The sequence below is a fragment of the Acidovorax sp. BLS4 genome, assembly GCF_032929295.1.
GTDB lineage: Bacteria > Pseudomonadota > Gammaproteobacteria > Burkholderiales > Burkholderiaceae_C > Paracidovorax.
Genome location: NZ_CP136797.1, coordinates 3242817 through 3263533 on the forward strand (window position 1 = coordinate 3242817; position 20717 = coordinate 3263533).

The 20717-nt window shown below is 71.0% G+C and carries 20 protein-coding genes and 1 riboswitch; of the genes, 17 read left to right on the forward strand and 3 right to left on the reverse strand.

What is annotated here, in order from left to right:
* Positions 1-79: 79 nt before the first annotated feature.
* The 3 genes from ccoG (at position 80) to R1Z03_RS15090 (ending at position 2237) form a co-directional block, all read left to right on the forward strand.
* On the forward strand, positions 80-1528 hold the full coding sequence (ccoG, locus tag R1Z03_RS15080) for a cytochrome c oxidase accessory protein CcoG (protein WP_284424818.1): 1449 nt from the start codon (positions 80-82) through the stop codon (positions 1526-1528).
* Between the two features lie 85 nt (positions 1529-1613).
* A complete protein-coding gene (locus R1Z03_RS15085) occupies positions 1614-1898 on the forward strand; it encodes a FixH family protein (protein ID WP_284428870.1) in 285 nt (94 codons plus the stop codon).
* A gap of 45 nt (positions 1899-1943) precedes the next feature.
* Positions 1944-2237, forward strand: a complete 294-nt coding sequence (locus R1Z03_RS15090; protein WP_317352361.1) for a hypothetical protein — start codon at positions 1944-1946, stop codon at positions 2235-2237.
* Positions 2238-2268: 31 nt separating this feature from the next.
* Here R1Z03_RS15090 and fnr read toward each other — a convergent pair whose 3' ends face one another.
* Positions 2269-2988 carry a fumarate/nitrate reduction transcriptional regulator Fnr gene (fnr, locus tag R1Z03_RS15095; protein WP_272564148.1) on the reverse strand — a complete coding sequence of 240 codons (720 nt, stop codon included), beginning with the start codon at positions 2986-2988 and terminating at the stop codon, positions 2269-2271.
* A 177-nt stretch (positions 2989-3165) separates the two neighbouring features.
* Here fnr and hemN point away from each other — a divergent pair, with 177 nt between their 5' ends.
* The 4 genes from hemN to R1Z03_RS15115 all read left to right on the forward strand — a co-directional run bounded on the left by hemN (position 3166) and on the right by R1Z03_RS15115 (position 9237).
* Complete coding sequence (hemN, locus tag R1Z03_RS15100; RefSeq protein WP_284428869.1) at positions 3166-4548, forward strand: oxygen-independent coproporphyrinogen III oxidase; 1383 nt, start codon at positions 3166-3168, stop codon at positions 4546-4548.
* Positions 4549-4559: 11 nt separating this feature from the next.
* Entirely contained in the window at positions 4560-5318 is a 759-nt protein-coding gene (locus R1Z03_RS15105) for a sulfite exporter TauE/SafE family protein (protein WP_317352366.1), read from the forward strand.
* Positions 5319-5464: 146 nt separating this feature from the next.
* Positions 5465-6763: an HD domain-containing phosphohydrolase gene (locus R1Z03_RS15110; protein WP_317352370.1), complete on the forward strand. Its 1299-nt coding sequence runs from the start codon at positions 5465-5467 to the stop codon at positions 6761-6763.
* Positions 6760-9237 carry a bifunctional diguanylate cyclase/phosphodiesterase gene (locus R1Z03_RS15115; RefSeq protein WP_284428866.1) on the forward strand — a complete coding sequence of 826 codons (2478 nt, stop codon included), beginning with the start codon at positions 6760-6762 and terminating at the stop codon, positions 9235-9237. The genes R1Z03_RS15110 and R1Z03_RS15115 overlap by 4 nt, the downstream gene beginning before the upstream one ends.
* A 255-nt stretch (positions 9238-9492) precedes the next feature.
* On the opposite strand, the gene R1Z03_RS15120 is transcribed toward R1Z03_RS15115, so the two are convergent.
* Complete coding sequence (locus R1Z03_RS15120; protein ID WP_284406778.1) at positions 9493-9903, reverse strand: cell division protein ZapA; 411 nt, start codon at positions 9901-9903, stop codon at positions 9493-9495.
* Positions 9900-10121: a DUF904 domain-containing protein gene (locus R1Z03_RS15125; RefSeq protein WP_272548299.1), complete on the reverse strand. Its 222-nt coding sequence runs from the start codon at positions 10119-10121 to the stop codon at positions 9900-9902. The genes R1Z03_RS15120 and R1Z03_RS15125 overlap by 4 nt, the downstream gene beginning before the upstream one ends.
* A 65-nt stretch (positions 10122-10186) precedes the next feature.
* A riboswitch (cobalamin riboswitch) is annotated at positions 10187-10434 on the forward strand.
* Positions 10435-10523: 89 nt separating this feature from the next.
* Between R1Z03_RS15125 and R1Z03_RS15130 the strand changes: the two genes are divergently transcribed.
* From R1Z03_RS15130 to R1Z03_RS15175, 10 genes are all read left to right on the forward strand, one after another.
* Positions 10524-12422 carry a TonB-dependent receptor domain-containing protein gene (locus tag R1Z03_RS15130; protein WP_317352376.1) on the forward strand — a complete coding sequence of 633 codons (1899 nt, stop codon included), beginning with the start codon at positions 10524-10526 and terminating at the stop codon, positions 12420-12422.
* A 73-nt stretch (positions 12423-12495) separates the two neighbouring features.
* Positions 12496-13902 (forward strand): cobyrinic acid a,c-diamide synthase, encoded by a 1407-nt coding sequence (locus R1Z03_RS15135; protein ID WP_317352379.1) that lies wholly within the window; start codon positions 12496-12498, stop codon positions 13900-13902.
* Positions 13899-14510, forward strand: a complete 612-nt coding sequence (locus tag R1Z03_RS15140; protein WP_284428863.1) for a bifunctional adenosylcobinamide kinase/adenosylcobinamide-phosphate guanylyltransferase — start codon at positions 13899-13901, stop codon at positions 14508-14510. The genes R1Z03_RS15135 and R1Z03_RS15140 overlap by 4 nt, the downstream gene beginning before the upstream one ends.
* Before the next feature lie 80 nt (positions 14511-14590).
* A complete protein-coding gene (locus tag R1Z03_RS15145) occupies positions 14591-15424 on the forward strand; it encodes a helical backbone metal receptor (protein WP_317360387.1) in 834 nt (277 codons plus the stop codon).
* A gap of 44 nt (positions 15425-15468) precedes the next feature.
* Positions 15469-16518, forward strand: a complete 1050-nt coding sequence (locus R1Z03_RS15150) for an iron ABC transporter permease (RefSeq protein ID WP_272569754.1) — start codon at positions 15469-15471, stop codon at positions 16516-16518.
* Entirely contained in the window at positions 16515-17294 is a 780-nt protein-coding gene (locus R1Z03_RS15155) for an ABC transporter ATP-binding protein (RefSeq protein ID WP_317352382.1), read from the forward strand. Before R1Z03_RS15150 ends, R1Z03_RS15155 begins: the two co-directional genes overlap by 4 nt.
* Positions 17295-17361: 67 nt before the next feature.
* Positions 17362-17931, forward strand: coding sequence for a cob(I)yrinic acid a,c-diamide adenosyltransferase (gene cobO / locus R1Z03_RS15160; protein WP_272564138.1), 570 nt, complete (start codon positions 17362-17364; stop codon positions 17929-17931).
* 26 nt (positions 17932-17957) lie between these two features.
* Positions 17958-18701, forward strand: coding sequence for a 5,6-dimethylbenzimidazole synthase (bluB, locus tag R1Z03_RS15165; RefSeq protein WP_317352387.1), 744 nt, complete (start codon positions 17958-17960; stop codon positions 18699-18701).
* A complete protein-coding gene (cbiB, locus tag R1Z03_RS15170) occupies positions 18701-19675 on the forward strand; it encodes an adenosylcobinamide-phosphate synthase CbiB (RefSeq protein WP_317352390.1) in 975 nt (324 codons plus the stop codon). The genes bluB and cbiB overlap by 1 nt, the downstream gene beginning before the upstream one ends.
* Positions 19666-20673, forward strand: a complete 1008-nt coding sequence (locus R1Z03_RS15175; protein ID WP_317360389.1) for an aminotransferase class I/II-fold pyridoxal phosphate-dependent enzyme — start codon at positions 19666-19668, stop codon at positions 20671-20673. The genes cbiB and R1Z03_RS15175 overlap by 10 nt, the downstream gene beginning before the upstream one ends.
* Positions 20674-20717 lie beyond the last annotated feature (44 nt).

Below are 20717 nucleotides of genomic sequence, written 5' to 3' on the forward strand. Positions count from 1 at the left end.
GCCTTTCCCGCGGCGCGCCCTGGCCGGCGGCGCAGCCGCTGACGCGTCCCCTTGCCGGCCCACCCTTTCGAGAACTGCCATGAAGCCACCCAGCGGGCCTGCCCGCAAGGTCATTCCCATCACCCCGGTCGCGCCTGGCGCCGCCGATGCGGCCGCCGAGATGGTGTCGCTGTACGAGGCGCAAAAGAAGATCTACCCGCGCTCCATCCGCGGCCTGTTCGCCCGCTGGCGCTGGGCCATGGTGGCCCTCACGCAGCTCGTTTTCTATGCGCTGCCCTGGCTGCAGTGGGGCGAGCGGCAGATGGTGCTGTTCGACCTGGGGGCGCGGCGCTTTTACCTGTTCGGGCTGGTGCTGTACCCGCAGGATTTCATCTACCTCACGGGCCTGCTCATCGTCAGCGCGATGTCGCTGTTCCTGTTCACCGCGGTGGCGGGGCGCCTGTGGTGCGGCTTCGCCTGCCCGCAGACGGTGTACACCGAGATCTTCATGTGGATCGAGCACCGGGTGGAGGGCGACCGTAGCGCCCGCCTGCGCCTGGATGCCGGGGGCTGGACCTTCGAGAAGGTGCGCAAGAAGGCGCTCAAGCAGTTCCTCTGGATCGCGGTGGCGCTGTGGACGGGCTTCACCTTCGTTGGCTACTTCGTGCCCATCCGCCAACTGTCGGGCGAGCTCCTGGCGATGCAGGGCGGCTGGCAGATCTTCTGGGTGCTGTTCTACGGCTTCGCCACCTACGGCAATGCCGGCTTCATGCGCGAGCAGGTGTGCAAGTACATGTGCCCCTATGCCCGGTTCCAGAGCGCCATGTTCGACCGCGACACGCTCATCGTCACCTACGACGACGCACGCGGCGAGCCGCGCGGTCCCCGCACCAAGACGGTGGATTACAAGGCCCGGGGCCTGGGCGATTGCATCGACTGCACGCTGTGCGTGCAGGTGTGCCCGGTGGGCATCGACATCCGCAACGGCCTGCAATACGAGTGCATCGGCTGCGGGCTGTGCGTGGACGCCTGCAACACCGTGATGGACAAGATGCACTACCCGCGGGGGCTGATCCGCTTTTCCACGCAGAACGGCGTGGCGGCCCGCTGGGGCCGCGCGCAGATGCTGCGCCGCGTGCTGCGCCCCCGCGTGCTGATCTACACCGCGGTGCTGGTGGCGCTGTGCGTGGGGCTGCTGTCCAGCCTGGTGCTGCGCACGCCGCTCAAGGTGGACGTGGTGCGCGACCGCGCCGCGCTCTCGCGCATCGTGGCCGGCGGGCAGCTGGAGAACATCTACCGCCTGCAGATCATGAATGCCACCGAGTCCGGCCAGCGCTACCGCATCGGCGCGAGCGGGCTGCAGGGGCTGCGCGTGGCGTCCGACGCCGAGGTGGAGATCGGCGCGGCCGAGTCCCGCTGGGTGGCCGTGCGCCTGCAGATCCCCTACGGCTCCGCGCCGCCCGGATCGCATGCCGTGCAGTTCGACGTGCAGGCGCTGGGCTCGGGCGGCCATGTCGCCGAGAAGTCGGTCTTCCTGGTGCCGCGATGAGCGCCGCCGGCCCCACCGTCACCGTTTCAGGCGCCAGACCGCTGGTCCGACCGCCTTTCTTCTTTTCCTGTCAGGAGTGAACACCATGCCATCCCCTATCGCTGCCGCACCGGCTCCCCTTCCTTCGGCCGCTCCCTGGTGGAAGTTCGGCTTCGTCTGGATGGTCATTGCCGGGCCGGCCATCGTGGTCGTGGCGGGCTTCACCACGCTGTGGGTGGCGGTCGTGCGCCCCGACCCGGTGGTGGCCGAGGACTATTACCGCCAGGGCATCGAGATCAACAAGACGCTGCAGGGCGCGCCGAACAGCCTGGCCCCGGCCATGAAGGCGCGCAACCATGCGGCCACCCCCGTGCAGGACCAGCCGCGCTGAAGGCGGCCTGTCCGCACCACCCCCCGAAACGAGGAGACAAGCGCAATGTGGACCCAACGCCTCATGTGGATTGCATGGCCCGCCTTCCTGATGGCGGGCGTGCTGGAAATGCTGGTCTTTGCCCTGGTGGACCCACAGGACATGCACTGGTTCGGACAGCCGCTGGCGCTCTCGCGCGAGGGGGTCTACACCATCGCCTTCTTCGCTTTCTGGCTGGTGACGATGGCGTCGAGCGCGCTCACCACGCTGCTGGCCATGTCGCCGTTCGAACTGAACCGCTGCCCCGTGCCCGTGACCGACCGGCCCGCCGACTGCGCGCGCAACCACCCGGGCGCATGAAATGCCAGCGCCGGTGCCGGAGGCCGGCCGCTCAGTGGCAGTTCTGCGAGTTCACGATGCGCTTGAGCGCCGCGGTCTCCAGGATGCGCACGTGGCGCTGCTTGACCTCGACGATGCCGTCCTCGACGAACTTCGAGAAGGTGCGGCTCACCGTCTCCAGCTTGAGGCCGAGGTAGCTGCCGATTTCCTCGCGCGTCATGCGCAGCACGAGTTCGGACTGCGAGAAGCCCCGGGCATGCAGGCGCTGCACCAGGTTGAGCAGGAAGGCCGCCAGGCGCTCTTCCGCCCGCATGCTGCCCAGGAGCAGCATCACGCCGTGCTCGCGCACGATCTCGCGGCTCATGATCTTGTGCACGTGGTGCTGCAGCGCCGTGACCTCGCGCGACAGTTCCTCGATGCGGTCAAAGGGCATGACGCAGACCTCGGCGTCTTCCAGCGCGACGGCGTCGCAGGTGTGGTGGTCGCTGACGATGCCGTCCAGGCCGATGATCTCGCCGGCCATCTGAAAGCCCGTGACCTGGTCGCGGCCGTCTTCGGTGGCCACGCAGGTCTTGAAGAAGCCGGTGCGGATGGCGAAGAGCGAGCTGAAGGGCTCGCCATTGCGAAACAGGGTGGCCCCCCGCTTGACCTTGCGGCGCACGGCCACGATGTCGTCGATCCGCTGCAGTTGCTGATCGTTCAGGCCCAGCGGCATGCACAGCTCGCGAAGGTTGCAGTTCGAGCATGCCACTTTGATGGTTTGCGGATTCATGGGAAAAGGCCTTTGTGGTGAGGGGAGGGCGGGCGGCCGGCAGGGTGGTAGAGCCCGGGCGAACGCCGGGCACCTGTCATGGATCAATTGTGGCAGCGTACGCCTGCAGAACCCTTGACCCAGGTCAAGGGTTTCCCCCGGGGCCTGCGGCACATTGGGCAGGCACAAGGAAATCCCATGATCGCTGTCACCCCTGAACTCCTGCGCCGCTTCGACGTGCCCGGCCCCCGCTACACCTCCTACCCGACCGCCGACCGGTTCGTGGAGGCCTTCGGACAGGACGACTACGTTCTCGCGCTGCAGCAGCGCCGCCTGGGGTCGGCCGCCAAGGCACTGCCCTTGTCGCTGTATGTGCACATTCCCTTTTGCGAGTCGCTGTGCTACTACTGCGCCTGCAACAAGATCATCACCCGCCACCCCGAGCGGGCCGAGGTGTACCTGCGCTATCTCAGCCGTGAGATCGACCTGCACACGGCCCAGTGCGGCGTGGGCCAGGTGGTGAGCCAGCTGCACCTGGGCGGGGGGAGCCCGACGTTCCTGTCGGATGACGGCCTGCGGTCGCTGATGGCCATGCTCCAGCGCAGCTTCACGCTTGCGCCCGGCGGCGAGTATTCGATCGAGATCGATCCGCGCACGGTGGACGCGGGCCGGCTGGCGCTGCTGGCGGAGCTGGGCTTCAACCGCCTGAGCTTCGGCGTGCAGGACTTCGACCCCGAAGTGCAGAAGGCCGTGCACCGCATCCAGCCGGCCAGCCAGGTCTTCGACCTGGTGGCCAGCGCGCGTGCGCTGGGCTTCGAGTCCATCAACGTGGACCTGATCTACGGCCTGCCGCGGCAGACACCCGAGTCCTTCGAGCGCACGCTCGAGCAGGTGGGCCGGTTGCGGCCGGACCGCATCGCGCTGTATGCCTACGCCCACCTGCCCGAGCGCTTCAAGCCGCAGCGCCGCATCGTGCCGGCGGATCTGCCGCTGGCGGCGTCGAAGGTGGCCATGCTGTCGCAATCGCTGCGGTCGTTCCAGGATGCCGGCTACGTCTATGTGGGCATGGACCACTTCGCGCTGCCGGGCGACGCCCTGGCCGTGGCCAAGCGCCAGGGCCGGCTGCACCGCAACTTCCAGGGCTACAGCACCCAGCCCGATTGCGACCTGCTCGGCCTGGGCGTGTCGGCCATCGGCCGCGTGGGCGCCACCTACAGCCAGAACGCCAAGACGCTGGACGAGTACTACGACTTCATCAACCAGGGGCGCCTGCCGGTGGTGCGGGGCCTGGCGCTCACGCGCGACGACCTGGTGCGCCGCTCCGTCATCATGGCGCTGATGTGCCAGGGCGAGGTGCTGTTCGAGCCGGTGGAGCAGGCGTGGCTGATCGATTTCCGGCAGTACTTCGCCACCGAACTGCAGGCACTGGAGGACCTGCAGGCGCAGGGCCTGGTCGTGCTCGGCCAGGAAGGCATCGAGGTCACGGCCATGGGCTGGTTCTTCGTGCGCGGCGTGGCGATGCTGTTCGATCGCTACCTGCAGGCGGACCGCAACCGCGCGCGCTTTTCCCGCATCATCTGAAGGACGCCGCCATGCCCGACACCCTGGTCTGGACCGCGTTGGCCATGGGGCTGGCGGGCGGCCCGCATTGCCTGGCGATGTGCGCGGCGCCCTGCGGGGCGCTGGTGCGCGCTGGCGGCCCAGGCCACGCCGCGGCGGAAAACGCAGGGGCGCAGACGGTGCGATGGGCGGGCCGCGGCCTGGCTTTGCCGGCGGACCGGGTGTGGGCACGGCCCTTCGCTTTCCATCTGGGCCGGCTGGCCGGGTACGCCCTGGCGGGCGCGATGGCGGCCTGGGCCATGGACCGCCTGGCCTGGCTGACCCAGCACGCGGCTGCGCTGCGGCCGGCCTGGACGCTGCTGCACGTCGCCGTGCTCGCCTGGGCCGTGCTGCTGGTGTTCCAGGCGCGGCAGCCGGCCTGGGTGGACCATGCGGGCCGGGTGCTGTGGCAGCGGGTCGCCCCCTGGGTGCGCTCGCCCGGCGGCCTGTTCTCCACGGGCCTGGCCTGGGCCTGCATGCCCTGCGGCCTGCTGTACTCCGCGCTGCTGCTCGCGGCGTTGACCGGAAACCCCTGGCGCGGCGCGCTGGCCATGGTGTGCTTCGGCGTGGGTGGCGCGGCCTGGCTGGTGGCAGGCCAGTGGCTCTGGCAACGGTTGCGGGGCGGCGGTGCTGCGGGGGACGCGCGGGGCGGGTGGGGCGTGCGGTTGTCCGGCCTGCTGCTGTTCGGCATTGCCGCCTGGGGGCTGTGGATGGACGTTTTCCACCGCCAGGCCGAGCCCTGGTGCCTGTAGCCAATCCCTGCGCGCAGGGGGTTGACAAAGCCTATCGTGACCGTAGTCCGTGAAGTTTTTGACATTTGATTCGGGGGTGTATTAACTGGTGATAATGGTTACCAATACCCCGGCGTCCCCGTGGCGCCCTCCGGTGCCCCCCGAAAGTGACTAATCCCCTCCTCATCGATGTCGGCCGGCTGCGTGTAGGCATGTACATCCAGCTCGATCTGGGCTGGATGAACCACCCTTTTCCGGTCAGCAGTTTCCGCATCGCCTCGCCGGAGCAGATCAGTACCCTGGCCGCCCTGGGCCTGTCCCAGGTGCGGTGGATTCCTTCCAAAAGCGATCCCTCGGTGCAGGGCCTGCTGCCGCCCGGCCACCCTTCCGCGCCCGATCCCGTGACCGAAGCCGCCCGGGCACCGGTGGAGACAGGGCCTTCGATCGCCCAGGCCTCCATGGCGGAGTTCCGCGAGCGCATCAAGGCGCAGAGCCGTTCCCTGGCTGCCTGCGACGAGCGCTTCGCCCGTGCCACGCGGGTGTACGAGCGCCTGGCCACCAGCGCCGAGCAAGACCCCTCGGAGGCGCGTGCTTCCACCAACGCGCTGGTGTCCACCTGCGTGGATGAGCTGCTCGACCAGGGCGACTCCGCCATCCGCCTGCTCTCCGAGCGCGTCGGCACGCGCGCGGCGCTGCATTCGGTCAACGTGATGGTGCTTTCGCTGCTGCTGGGCAAGGCCCTGGGCCTGCTGGGCGAGGACTTGCAGCCCCTGGGCGCGGCCGCGCTGCTGCACGATCTGGGCAAGATCACGCTGCCGCCCCATGTGGCTCAGCCGCATTCCGCGCTGGGTCCGGCCGACCAGGCCCTGTACGAGGCGCATGTCGGCGAATCGGTGGTGCTGGCAGAACGCATGGGCCTGGGCGCCGCCGTCATCGAAGCCATCGCGCATCACCATGAAATGGCCGATGGCACGGGCTTTCCGCTCCAGCTCAAAGGGGCCGATATCTCCCGCGGAGGGCAGGTGCTGGCGCTGGTCAATTACTACGATCGGCTGTGCAATCCGCTACGGGGCGCCAACGCGCTGACCCCGCACGAGGCGCTGTCGGTGATCTTCGCGCAGCACAAGCAACGGTTCGACGCCGTGGTCCTGCGGGCCTTCATCCGCATGATGGGCGTGTACCCGCCGGGCTCGATCGTGCAGCTCGTGGACGACCGCTACGCCATCGTGACAGCCGTGAATTCGGCCCGCCCGCTGCGGCCCAAGGTGATCGTGCACGAGTCCGGCGTCTCCAAGGACGATGCCCTGGTGATCGATCTGGAAGACCAGCCGGCGCTGGGCATCCGCCGCAGCCTGCGGCCCGCGCAGCTGCCGCGCGATGCGCTCGACTATCTGTCGCCCCGAAAGAGGATCTGCTACTACTTCGAACGGGCCGTCGACGCAGCGCCGACCGGGGCCCCCGCGTGATCCGCGGCCCGCAAGGCAGCGTGTGGCGCGCCGTGTTCGACGGGTTGCTGGAGGCCGTGTGGCTGGTCGAGCCCGAGGGGCTCACGGTGCGCTTCGCCAATCAGAGCGCGGCCGCGCTGCTCGGGCGCTCGCCCGAAACCATGGAAGGCGCGGACGCCGTCGAACTCCTGGCCTGCACGCCGGAAGACCTGTACTTCTGGGCGCAGGGTCGGGATGCGCTGATGCGCGGCATCCAGTCGCACTCCGGCCTGCTCGGGGGCGATGGCCAGTTCATTCCGGTGGACCGGCGCGTGTCGCGCGTGGATTCGCCCGAGGGCGAGGCGCTGCTGCTGGTGACCATGATCGATCGCCGCGAGCAGGCCTCGACCGAGCGCGAGCTGGAAATCCTGCTGTCCGAACTGCGCGCCACGCTCGACTCCGCCGCCGACGGCATGCTGGTGTACGACATGGCCGGGCGCATGCGGGCCTTCAACCAGCGGCTGGCGCAGCTGTGGGGCATGCCCGAGGACCTGCTGGTGCAGCGCAATGATGCTGCCGTGGTGGCCCACATGCAGCAGCAGGTGGCCGATGCCGATGCCTACCGGGCGCGGCTGTCGTCCATCGCGCTGGAGCCGGGGCGCGAGACCACGGACATCCTGCACCTGCGCAACGGCACCATCATCGAGCGCCGCTCAGTGCCGCAGCTGAGCCAGGGCCGCCCCGTGGGCCGGGTGTTCTCGTTCCGCGACGTGACGCTGAACGCCGAGGCGCAGGCCAGCCTGCGGCTCGCCGCGCGGGTGTTCGACTCCAGCCTGGATGCCATCTTCATCGCCGATGACCGGCACCAGATCGTGCGCATGAACCCGAGCTGCGAGCGGCTGATCGGCGCGCCCGCGGTCGCCTTGCAGGGCGTGCCCGCGGTTTCGCTCTTCGGAGCCGAGGGCGCGCAGCCCGGCTGGATGGAGCACGTCCTGGCGGCGTGGGACCGCGACGGCTTCTGGGAGGGCGAGCTGCGCCTGCCCGAGGGCGGCGCGAACGGGGCCGCGCGACGGGCCTGCGCGGTGCACCTGTCGTGGGTGGTGCTGCGCAGCGAGACGGGCAATGCGCTGCAGAGCATCGGCTTCATGCGCGACCTCACGCAGCAGCATGCGGCGCGCACGCGCATCGAGGAACTGGCGTACAGCGATGTGCTCACCGGCCTGCCCAACCGGCTGCGCCTGTCGCGCCGCGTGGGCGAAGCCATCGACGCGATTGAGCAGGGCCCGCGGCCGGACGCCGGCAGCTTCGCCATCCTGTTCGTGGACCTGGACCGGTTCAAGATCATCAACGACTCCCTGGGCCACCTGTTCGGCGACCGCGTGCTGCAGATCGTGGCCAAGCGCCTGCAGGGGTGCCTGCGCCAGAGCGACATGCTGTGCCGCCTGGGCGGCGACGAGTTCGTGGTGTACCTGCACGGGGGCGATGCCGCGATCGCCGAAGGCGTGGCGCGGCGCATGCTCGAGGACATGCTGCGCCCCTTCATGCTCGACGGCATGGGGTTTTCCATTCAGTGCAGCATTGGGGTGGCGCTGTACCCGCAGGACGGCGAGACGCTGGACGACCTCATCAAGCAGGCCGACACCGCCATGTACCGCGTGAAGGAGCGCGGCCGCGGAAGCTACGGCTTTTACCAGCCGCAGATGAATGCCGACCTGCTGTCGCGCATGAAGCTCGAACACGCCATGCGCCAGGCCCTGGGCCAGCAGCGCATGGTGGTCCACTACCAGCCGCAGGTCGCCATGGCGACCGGCAGCGTGGTGGGCGCCGAGGCGCTGCTGCGTTGGACCGATCCGGAACTGGGGCCCATTTCGCCGGGCGTTTTCATTCCTCTGGCCGAAGAGTCCGGCTACATCATCACGCTGGGTTCATGGGTCATGGAGCAGGCCGTGCAGGAGGCTGCGCGCTGGATGCGCTCGGGCTCGCCGCTCGTGATGGCCGTCAACGTGTCGGCGCTGGAATTCCGCCAGCCCGATTTCGTCGATCGGCTCACGCAGCTTTTGCTCAAGCACGGCCTGCCGGCCTCGCTGCTCGAACTGGAGCTGACCGAGACCATCCTGCTGCAGGATGCGCTGGAGATGGAGCAGCGCCTGCAGGCGCTGGCCGAACTGGGCATCGGCCTGGCCATCGATGATTTCGGCACCGGCTATTCCAGCCTGGCCTATCTGAAAAAGCTGGCGATCCACAAGCTCAAGATCGACCAGTCGTTCGTGCGGGGGTTGCCCGACGACGACGGCGACCGCGCGATCATCAATGCCATCGTGCACATGGGGCGCGCGCTGCACATCGAAGTGGTGGCGGAAGGCGTGGAAACCCAGCAGCAGCGCATGGCGCTGGAGCAGATGGACTGCCGCTACTTCCAGGGGTATCTGTGCGCGCCGGCGATGCCGGCCGAAGCCTTCAGAAGCCTGCTGGCGAGCCGCCAGAGCTATTCGTGGGGACTGTCGACGCCGGCGTGAAAACCGCCGGGCCGTGGGAGAAACAGGTGTCTGCGAATGCCACCGGACCGGCATCCTGAACCGGGGGTTCAGGTGGGCGAGGGCAGCCAGGCGTTGGGTTCATCTGACGCGAGATGATCACGCTCACCGGGCAATGTACCAAGCCCGTGCTCAATGAGCATTGGTTCAAGGAAATATAAAGCCCGGCAGCACCGCAGACGTCTCCATTGTAGGCGCTGCATGCACGGCGCGCGAGCGGCCGTTGCGTAACCCTTTTTAAAGAAGGCGGCCGTCGTCGCCGAGCGCATCGTCCAGCCGGCGCAGCAGCAACTGCATCTGGCCGGACGGGTCGCCCGCCAGCGAGGCGTGAGATGCGTGCAATGGCGCCGGGGCATCGGTGGATTGCGGGCCGGCGGCCGGGGCCAGCGGCGCGGGCTCCGTCGGGGCTGCCGCCTGGGCCTGTGCAGCGGAGGCCAGGTCGGCCTCTTCGCGGTCGGCGATCTCGAAGGCCAGGTTGAGCGCTGCCAAAACGGCGATGCGCTCGCGGGCCCGCACCTTGCCGGCATCGCGGATGCGCGTCATGGCGGTGTCCACGCGCTCCACGGCCTGCAGCAGGCGCGATTCGTGGCCCTCGGGGCAGCCCAGCAGGTAGCTCTGCTGCATGATCTGGACTTCGATCTGCTTCATTCGGCGTCCTTCGAGGGGGGCGTCGCGGGCAGGCTCTCCAGCAGCGCGTCCACACGGGCGCGCGCGGTGTTGAGCCGGGATTTGAGCGAGTCTCGCTCCTGGGTGAGATGGACCACCTGGGCGGTCAGCAAGGCATTGGCGCGTTGCAGTTCCGCATGGCGCAACAGCAACCGCTCCACGCGTTCGGCGATCTGGTCGATGGGAGAGGATGGATCCATACAGCCGCAATTGTAGGGTTGGCGCCACCACCCGCCCATCCGGCGGCGTTTACAGGCTGCAACACCCGTAAAATCCGCGGGTTGGTGCTCGCAGCATGGTTCGCATGCTGCAGTTCAACGGGAAGCAGGGAGGTTTGCGTTCGCCAGAGCGCGCCGTGCCTGCGCTGCCCCCGCAACGGTCAGCGGACGGGTCGGCCCTTTTCTCCGACTCACTCTCCAGCCATGAGCCACTGGGCGCCTTGAACAAGCGCCTGGGAAGGCGCTGGAGGGCGCTCCGCCAGCCCGGATACCGGCCAACAACGTGGCCGCGCTTGGGACCGCCATGGTCCTGAAGGCGCGGCTGTTTTGCCCAATGCCGGCGGGGAAGCCGGCGCGGGGATGTTTGCCAGTCTGTCTGTTTCCATGAAAAAGCCCTTGTTCCCCGCGCGCGCCGCTGCCATTGCCGCTGCCGTGCCTTCCTCGCCCCTGCGGCCTGCCGCCCTGGCTGTTTCCCTGGCCCTCACGTTCGCCGCCGCACCTGCCGCCCAGGCGCAGGACGCCCCCGTGCTGCTGGCGCAGAACCAGCGCGTGCCCTCCCTGGGCGAAACCGTGGTGGCTGCCACGCGCACGCCCCAGCCGCTGGCCGACCTGGTGGCCGACGTGTCCGTGCTGGACCGCGAGGCCATCGAGAACAGCGGCGCGACCGGCCTGGCCGACGTGCTGGCCCGCCTGCCCGGGGTCGAGATGGTCCGCAACGGCGGCCCGGGCAGCGCCACCAGCCTGTACCTGCGCGGCGCCGAGACGCGCTTCACGGCCGTGTACATCGACGGCGTGCGCATGGACTCGCAGTCCACCGGCGGTGCGCCGTGGGAGGCCATTCCGCTGGCCGTCATCGACCGCATCGAGGTGCTGCGCGGCCCGGCCGGCGCGGTGTACGGCTCGGACGCCATCGGCGGCGTGGTGCAGATCTTCACGCGCCGTGGCGAGGCCGGCACCGCCCCCTACGTGGGCGTCGGCGTGGGCAGCCAGGGCACCTACAAGGCCGAGGCCGGCGTGAGCGGTGCCAGCGGCGCGGTGGACTATGCCGTGGGCCTGGCGCGCGAGACGAGCCAGGGCTTCAACGCCCGCACCGTCGCCACGCAGAACCCCGACAAGGACGGCTATCGCCGCACGTCCGGCAACGCCCGGGTGGGGCTGCAGATCGATGCAGTCCACCGCCTGGAAGGCACGCTGGTGGCCAGCGAGATGAACTCCGGCTACGACACCCTGCCGCTGGGCAACGACGACCGCAACCTGCACAAGATGCACGCCCTCGGCCTGAACTGGGCCGCGAAGTGGAGCCCGCAATACACCACCCGCGTGTCGGTCACCGACTCGCGCGACCGCTACGAGACGCGGCCTTCCGTGTACCTCACCGACACGCGCCTGCGCGGCTACCTGTTCCAGAACGAATGGCGCCAGGGCCCGCACCTGGTGACGGCAGCCCTGGAGCGCCGCGAGGACCACCTGGAGAACGCGCCCATCGACCGCAAGCGCTCGCAGGACGCGCTCGCGCTGGGCTATGGCTTCAATGCCGGCGGCCACACGCTGCAGTTCAACGTGCGGCACGACTCCGACAGCGAGTTCGGCGGCCAGAACACCGGCAGCGCCGCGTACGGCTATGCCATCACGCCGCAGTGGCGCGCCACCGCGTCCGTGGGCACCTCGTTCCGGGCGCCCACCTTGTACCAGCGCTTCAGCGAGTACGGCCTGGCATCGCTCAAGCCGGAGGAGGGCCGCAATGCCGAGGTGGGCCTGCGCTGGGCCGAGGGCGCCGGCACCTTCTCGGCCGTGGCCTACCGCAACCGCGTGAAGAACCTCATCGTGTTCGGCGGGGCGGGCGGCTGCCAGTCCAATTTCGGCTGCTATGCCAGCACGGCGCGCGCCAAGTACGACGGAGTGACGCTGTCAGGCTCGTACAAGGTGGCCGGCGTACAGTTGCGCGGATCGGTGGATTTCCAGAACCCGCGTGACGAAGACACGGGCCGGCTGCTGGCGCGGCGCTCCAAGCGCCACGGCACGCTGGGGGCTGACACCCAGGTCGCCGGCTGGACGCTGGGCACCGAAGTGCAGGCCTCGGGCCGGCGCTTCGACACCGCGGCCAACACCACGGTGCTGGGCGGCTACACGCTCGTCAACCTGTATGCCAGCACGCGCATCGCACGCGACGTGACGCTGCTGGCGCGCGTGGACAACCTGGCCGACAAGGATTACCAGCTGGCCCGCACCTATGCCACGGCGGGGCGCACGTTCTATGCGGGCCTCAAATGGGCACCGCAATGACCGCGGCGCAGCCAGCGATGAAGAACCCATGAGGGCGAGGGGAGAAGCAGCGCGAGAAGAAGAAGCGGCTGGCATGGCGGGCAGCGTGGGCTGTCCCGCCATCGCCATCGCCGCACCCGCGTCCGGCCAGGGCAAGACCACCGTGACGGCGGCGCTCGCGCGGCTGCACGCGCGCCAGGGGCGCCGGGTGCGGGTCTTCAAGTGCGGCCCTGATTTCCTCGATCCCTGCTGGCACCAATTGGCCAGCGGCGCCCCGGTGCACCAGATCGACCTGTGGATGACCGGCGAGGCCGACATCGCCCAGCGCCTGCATGCCGCCGCGCGCGAGGCCGATCTGATCCTCATCGAGGGCGTGATGGGCCTGTTCGACGGCGCCCCCAGCCTGGCCGATCTGGCGCAGCGCTTCGGGCTGCCGGTGCTGGCGGTGGTCGATGCGTCGGCCATGGGCGCTACGCTGGGGGCCGTGGTGCACGGCCTGCGGCACTACCGCGCGGGCCTGCCATGGGCCGGGGTGCTGGCCAACCGCGTCGCCACCGAACGCCATGCCGACCTGCTGCGAGCAGGTCTCAACGATCCCGCGGACTGGCTGGGCGCGCTGCCGCGCGTGCAGCGGGATGCGCCCGACGGTGCCACGGCCACACCCGCTGCCCCCACACGGGCGCGGGCCGGCCTGCTGCCTGAGCGGCACCTGGGCCTGGTGGCCGCACACGAACTGGCCGATGGCCTGGCGCGGCTGGACGCCGCGGCCGATGCGCTGGCGGCCACGCCACTCGGCCGCCTGCAACCGCACGAACTGCAGCGCTGGGCCGTGCGCTTTGCGGCGCCCGAACGGCCCGAGCCTGTGCCGCCGCTGCTGGAGGGCCGCACGGTGGCGGTGGCGGACGATGCGGCGTTCTGTTTCATCTACCGCGCCAACCTGGACACGCTGGAGGCGCTGGGCGCGCGGGTGGTGGGGTTTTCGCCGCTGGCCGATGCCGTGCTGCCGCCGTGCGATGCGGTCTGGCTGCCCGGCGGCTACCCCGAGCTGCATGCCGACCGCATCGCCAGCCACGCCGGCATGCGGGCCAGCCTGCGGGCGCACGTGCAGGCCGGCCGCGCGGTGTGGGCAGAATGCGGCGGCATGATGGCGCTGTTCGAATCGATCACCCTGGCCGACGGCCAGCACCGGCCCCTGTGGGGGCTGCTGCCGGGCCGCGTGGCCATGCAGAAACGGCTGGCGGCCCTGGGGCCGCAGCAACTGGACGTGGACGGCCACGTGCTGCGCGGCCACACCTTCCACTACTCCACCTGCGACAGCCCGGCCCCGGTGCGGGCGCGCACCGAGCGGCCCGCGCACGCGGGGCCGCCCGGCCCGGGCGAGGCGCTGTACCGCCACGGCAGCATCCACGCGAGCTACTTCCACGCCTGGTTTCCGTCGGCCCCGCGCGCGGTGGCGGCCCTGCTGGGCGCCGGCCCGGATGCGCCACGGGGGGCGGCATGAGCGGCCCCGGCCCCATTGCCACCAGCGAGCTGATCCTGGGCGGCCAAAAGAGCGGCAAGTCGCGCCGTGCCGAGCTGCTGGCGCGCCAGTGGCTGGCCGATTCGCCCACGCACCGCGCGCTGCTGATCGCCACCGGGCAGCCCTGGGACGACGAGATGCGCGAACGCATCGCGCGCCACCAGCGCGACCGCGCCGAGCGCGTGCCCGGCCTGCGCACGCTGGAAGAGCCGCTTGACCTGGCCCGCGCCATCGCCCGCCACGGCAGCGCCGATACGCTGATCGTGGTGGACTGCCTCACGCTCTGGCTCACCAACTGGCTCATGCCGGCCCCGGCCCCAGCGCCGGTCTCGGAGGGTTCGGAGCCAGATCGGCCTCCAGCGCATGATTGGCTAGGGCAGTGCGCTATGTTTTTAGGAGCAATCCGCCAGTGCCCCGGCCCGGTGGTGCTGGTGGGCAACGAGATCGGCCTGGGCGTGATTCCCATGGGCCGCGAGGTGCGCGCCTTCGTCGATGCACTGGGGAGCCTGAATCAGCGCGTGGCCGAGGCCTGCCAGCGCGTCACCCTGGTCGCGGCGGGCCTGCCGCTCACATTGAAGGACACGCCATGACGCACCGCTTCTTGCAACGCCTGCGCTGCCATGCCGCTCGCCGGTGGCCCGTGGGGCTGGCGCTCGCGGCCCTCGCCTTCATGGCGGGCGCCACGGCCGCGCAGGCCTTCGAGGTGACCGATGCGCGCGGTCGCACCGTGGCGTTCGCCCAGCCGCCGCAGCGCATCGTGAGCCTGCTGCCCTCGCTGACGGAGAGCGTGTGCGAGCTGCAGCAATGCCAGCGCCTGGTGGGGGTGGACCACTATTCCAACTGGCCCGAAGCCGTGCAGCGCCTGCCGCAACTGGGCGGCGGCATCGATCCGAACATCGAGGCCATCGTCGCCCTGCAGCCCGACGTGGTGTTGCTGGCCACCAGCTCGCGCGCCAGCGACCGGCTGGAGGCATTGGGCCTGAAGGTGGTGGCTCTGGAGCCCAAGACCCATGCCGACGTGCGCCGCGTGCTCGCCACGCTGGGCCAGCTGCTCGGCGTGCCGCAGGAGCAGGGGGCCGACCGGCTGTGGCGCGTGATCGACGCCGGCGTGCAGGCCGCCACGCAGTCGCTGCCAGCACGCGCGCGCGGGGCCCGCGTGTATTTCGAGGTGAGCCGGGGGCCGTATGCGGCGGGCACGGCGTCGTTCATCGGCGAGACGCTGGCGCGCCTGGGCGCGCGCAACGTGGTGCCGCCCGAGCTGGGCCCGTTCCCGCGGCTGAACCCCGAGTTCGTCGTGCGGGCGCGGCCCGACGTGATGATGGTGGGCAACCGCAGCATGCAGTCCATGGCGATGTACCCCGGCTGGAACAGCCTGAAAGCCGTGCGCGAGCAGCGCGTGTGCCTCTTCGGTCCCGGCGAGGCCGACGTGGTGGTGCGCCCCGGCCCGCGCATGGCCGAGGCCGCGCGCATCATGGCGCGCTGCCTGGCGGACAAGGCGCCATGAGCGTGCCCCCGGACGGCGCACCCGCCATGCCATCGTCATCGCCCATGCCATCGCAGCCCGTGCCGGCGGCCTCGCATGCCGCGCAGCCCGGCCCCGGCCCGCGCCGCGCCGCGTGGCTGGGCGCCTGCCTGCTGGTCGCCAGCGCGCTGCTGCTGGTCGTCGGCGCCTGCGTGGGCAGCACGGGATTCGACAGCCTGCTGCGCATGGGCCAGGACCCGGTGGCCTGGCAGATCGTGTGGGAGATCCGCCTGCCGCGCACGCTGGGCGCCTGGCTGGCCGGCGCGCTGCTGGGGTTGGCGGGCGCGGTGGCGCAGGGCCTGTTCCGCAACCCGCTGGCCGATCCGTACCTGCTGGGCTCGGCCTCGGGCGCGGCGCTGGGCGGCGCGCTGGCGATGGTGGTGTTTGGCGTCTCGCCCATGGCGGCGCAGTGGCTGGCGCGGCTGGGCGTCACCGGCATGGCGTTTCTCGGCGCGGCCGGCGCCGTGGCCCTGACCCTGGTGCTGGCGCGCGGGGTGCAGCACACGCTGCGCCTGCTGCTGGCCGGGGTGATCGTGGGCGTGGTGCTGGGCGCGCTGCGCGACCTGGTGGAGCTGGCCTCGCCGGACATCCTGCAGGCCATGCAGGCCTTCACGCTGGGCAGCACCAGCTTCGTCGGCTGGGTGGCCTGCGCGCTCATGGCCGGGGCGTGGGCGCTGTGCGGCATCGCCGCGTGGACCCTGTCGCGCGCGCTCGACGGCCTGACGCTGGGCGAGGCCACGGCCGCCAGCCTGGGCCTGCCGCTGGCGCCCATGCGCGCGGGGCTGGTGGCGGCCATGGCGCTGGCCACCGGCACGGCTGTGGCGCAGACCGGCCTGATCGCCTTCGTGGGGCTGGCCGCGCCGCACCTGGTGCGTTCCATCGTCAAGGTCACGCACCAGCGGCACATCGTGCTGTCCAGCCTGATGGGCGCGGCGCTGCTGCTGGCGGCCGACATCCTGGCGCGCTGGATCCTGGCGCCGCAGGAGCTGCCCGTGGGCGTGCTCACCGCAGCGCTGGGCGGCACCTACCTGCTGTGGCTGATGCATCGGCGCTCCATGCAGGGCCATTCGCTATGAAAAACATAGCAATCGAGGCAATCAACATTGCGGCACACATCGGAAATGCCCCGATATTGAACGGCGTGGACCTGACCGTGCCCGCCGGCCGCTGGACCAGCGTGGTCGGCCCCAACGGCGCCGGCAAGTCCACCTTGCTCAAGGTGCTGGCGGGCCTGCTGCGCGGCGCGGCGGTGTCGGGCCGGGTCGAACTGCTGGGCCGGCCCCTGGCCGCCATGCCGGCCCGCGAGCGCGCCTGCCGGCTGGCCTGGCTGGGGCAGAACGAAGCCTCGGCGGACGATCTCACGGCCTACGACGTCGCCATGCTCGGGCGCCTGCCGCACCAGCGCTGGATGGCCCCGGCCAGCGCCGCCGACCATGCGGCGGTGGAGCAGGCCCTGCGCACCACGCAGGCCTGGGACTGGCGCCACCGGCCGCTCGGGCAGCTGTCGGGCGGGGAGCGCCAGCGGGTGCTGCTGGCGCGTGCGCTGGCCGTGCAGGCCGAGGTGCTGCTGATGGACGAACCCCTGGCCAACCTCGATCCGCCGCACCAGGCCGACTGGCTGCACGCCATGCGCGCGCTGGCGGCGGGCGGCGGCACGGTGGTGAGCGTGCTGCACGAGGTGTCGCTCGCGCTGCAGGCCGATGACATGGCCATCATGGACCGCGGCCGCATCGTGCACCATGGCGCCTGCGCCGACCCGGCCACCCACGCCGCGCTGCAGGCCGTGTTCGACCAGCGCATCCAGGTGCAGCAGGTGGCAGGACTGTGGGTGTCGCTGCCGCGCATCGACTAGGGCCCGGCCGGCGTCCCGACCACCGCTTTCGCCCCCTTTTTTTCGAACGACTTCCGAGACATTGCGCATGCAGATCGAAACCCCTCCCGCCGAACGGCGCTCCGAAAAACCCGACGGCGAGCGCCGCGGCATCGTGCTGGTCAACACCGGCAACGGCAAGGGCAAGAGCACCGCCGCGTTCGGCCTCGCCCTGCGCGCCCACGGGCGCGGCAAGCCGGTCAAGATCTTCCAGTTCATGAAGGTGCCCACCGCGCGCTTCGGCGAGCACCGCATGTTCGAGCAGCTGGGCATCCCCATCGAGGGCCTGGGCGACGGCTTCACCTGGAAGAGCCGCGACATCGACCAGTCGGCCGAACTGGCCCGCGCCGGCTGGGAGCGCGCGCGCGCCGCCGTGCTGGGCGGCGAATTCTTTCTGGTGGTGCTGGACGAGATCACCTACCCGCTCATCTACGGCTGGCTGCCGCTCGACGAGGTGCTGCAGGTGCTGCGCGACCGCCCGCGCCATGTGCACGTGGTGCTCACCGGCCGCCGTTGCCCGCCCGAGGTGATCGAGCTGGCCGACACCGTGACCGAGATGGGCATGGTCAAGCACGCGTTCCAGGCCGGTGTGCCGGCGCAGCGCGGCATCGAGGATTGAGCCCCGCCGACCAACCCCGCGCTGCGATGCCATCCCCCACGCCGCCCACCGGCAGTGCGCAGGGCGCCGCCTTCTCCGCAGAGGAGCGCGCCGCCGTGTACCGCGCCATCCGCGAGCGCCGCGACATGCGCCACTTCGCGGGCGGGCAGGTCGCGCCCGAGGTGCTGGCGCGGCTGCTGGAGGCCGCGCATCACGGCCCCAGCGTGGGCTTCATGCAGCCCTGGCGTTTCATCCGCGTGGCCGATGGGGCGCTGCGCGGGCGCCTGCATGCCTGTGTGGAGGCCGAGCGCCTGCGCACGGCCGAGGCGCTGGGCCAGCGCGGCGCGGAGTTCCTGCGCCTGAAGGTCGAGGGCCTGCGCGATGCGGCCGAGTGCATCGCCGTGGCGCTGGCCGATGGCCGCGAGGCGCACGTCTTCGGCCGCCGCACGCTGCCGCAGATGGACCTGGCCTCGGTCGCCTGCGCGCTGCAGAACCTGTGGCTGGCCGCGCGCGCCGAGGGACTGGGCATGGGCTGGGTGTCCATGTTCGACCCCGCCGCCGTGGGCGCGCTGTTGGGCCTGCCGCCTGGTGCCGAGGCGGTGGCGTTGTTGTCCATCGGCCCGGTGCATGGCTTCTACGAAGAACCCATGCTGCAGCAGGAGCGCTGGGCGCGCCGCGCGCCGCTTGACACCGTGGTGTTCGACAACGCCTGGGGCCAGCCGGCGCCCTGGCTGGCGGAAGGCGTTGCCGCGGACCCGATGCCTGCCGCCGGCGAAAAGGGCCCCGGTTGATGGACGCCGCCTGGGCCCTGGCCCTCACGCCCGCCGCGGCATTGCCGCTCGCGCTGGCCATCGACCGGTGCTTCGGCGAGCCGCCCGTGGCCGTGCACCCCGTGGTCTGGATGGGCCGCGCGCTGCAGGCCGGCGGCGACCGGGTGGCGCCCCGCGCGCCCACTGCGCGCGACTGGCGGTCTTTCGGGCTGGCAGCGTTGCTGTGGTGTGCGCTGGCCGCCGTGGTTGTGATCGTCTCGGCGGTGCTGCAATGGGCCGTGCTGCGCCACGCGCCGCCATGGCTGGCCGCGGTGCTGCTGGCGCTGCTGCTCAAGCCGCTGCTGGCTTGGCGCATGCTGCGCGACGAGGTGCTGGCGGTGGAAGCCGCCCTGGCCGAATCGCTGGAGGCCGGGCGCGCGCGACTGGCGCGCCTGGTGAGCCGCGACGTGCAGGCGCTCGATACGGTGCAGGTGCGCGAGAGCGCCATCGAGTCGCTGGCCGAGAACCTCAACGACTCCGTGGTCGCGCCGCTGTTCTGGTTCGCGCTGCTGGGCCTGCCTGGCGCCGCGCTCTACCGCTTCACCAACACGGCCGATGCCATGTGGGGCTACCCCGGCATGCGCGGCGGGCGCTACTGGCAGTGGGCCGGCAAATGGGCGGCGCGCGCGGACGATGCGCTGTCGTGGCTGCCGGCGCGGCTCACGGCGCTGCTGCTGCGGGCCATTGCCGGTGGCCCGCGCTGGCGCGTGCTGGCGACCGAAGCGCGCCGCACGCCGTCGCCCAACAGCGGCTGGCCCATGGCCGCCATGGCGCTGGCCCTGGGTGTGCGCCTGGCCAAGCCCAGCGTGTACACGCTCAACCACGAAGGGCGGGGCGCTGACGCCCGCGACACGCCCCGGGCGGCACGCTGGGCATCGAAAGTGGTCGTTGCCGGCGGATTGATTGCCCTGGTTGCTCACTTTTCAATAGCATTGTGGGTGCTGCAATGGATGTGACGGCGCACGCCCCCCTGCATGGCGGCCCGGACGCCCTGGGCGTGCCGCTGCACGACTTTTCCACCAACAGCAACGCCTGCGGCCCGTGCCCCGAGGCGGTCCAGGCGCTGCGCGAAGCCGATGCCCGGCATTACCCCGACCCGGCCTATACCGCGTTGCGCGAGCACCTGGGCGCGTTCCACGGCGTGGCGCCGGCGCGCATCGTGATCGCGGGCAGCGCGAGCGAATTCATCCACCGCATCACCGCCTTCGCCGCCCGGCGGGGCGAGCGGGCCGTGGCCGTGCCGGCGCATGGCTATGGGGACTACACGCGCGCGGCGCAGGCCTGGGGGCTGGATGTGCGGCGCGCCGCGCCCGGTGCAGGCCAGGCAGGCACCGGCCTGTTCTGGACGTGCGATCCCTCCAGCCCGCTCGGCACGCCCGACCTCGAGCTGGCCGCCTGGGGCCGGCCCGGAGCGCAAGACGGCGCACTGCGCGTGCTCGACTGTGCCTACGCCCCCCTGCGCCTGGAGGGTGCCGCCCCCCCCATGCCCGCCAACGCCTGGCAGTTGTGGACGCCCAACAAGGCCCTGGGCCTGACCGGCGTGCGCGCGGCCTACGCCATTGCGCCGCAGGCGCAGCCGCCGCAAGACCTGGCCGCGCTGCAGTCGCTGGCGCCATCGTGGCCCATCGGCGCCCATGGCGTGGCGCTGCTCACGGCATGGACCTTTGCCTCCACCCAGCGCTGGCTGCGCGACAGCCTGGACACGCTGCGGGTCTGGAAGGCGCAGCAGCAGGCGCTGTGCGAATCGCTGGGCTGGGCCGTCGTGCCCGGGAGCGTGGCCAACTACTTCGTGGCACGGCCTGGGGTCGATGACCTGCCGGCAGCCCTGCAGCGGTTGCGTGCCCACGGCGTCAAGCTGCGCGACGGCACGTCGTTCGGGCTGCCGGGGCAGGTGCGCCTGGGCGTGCTGCCGCCGGGTTCCCAGCAGGCGCTGCGCCAGGCCTGGATCGGCTGACTGCCGCTACCATCCCCGCCTCACCCGCGATCGCTCCAAGGAGG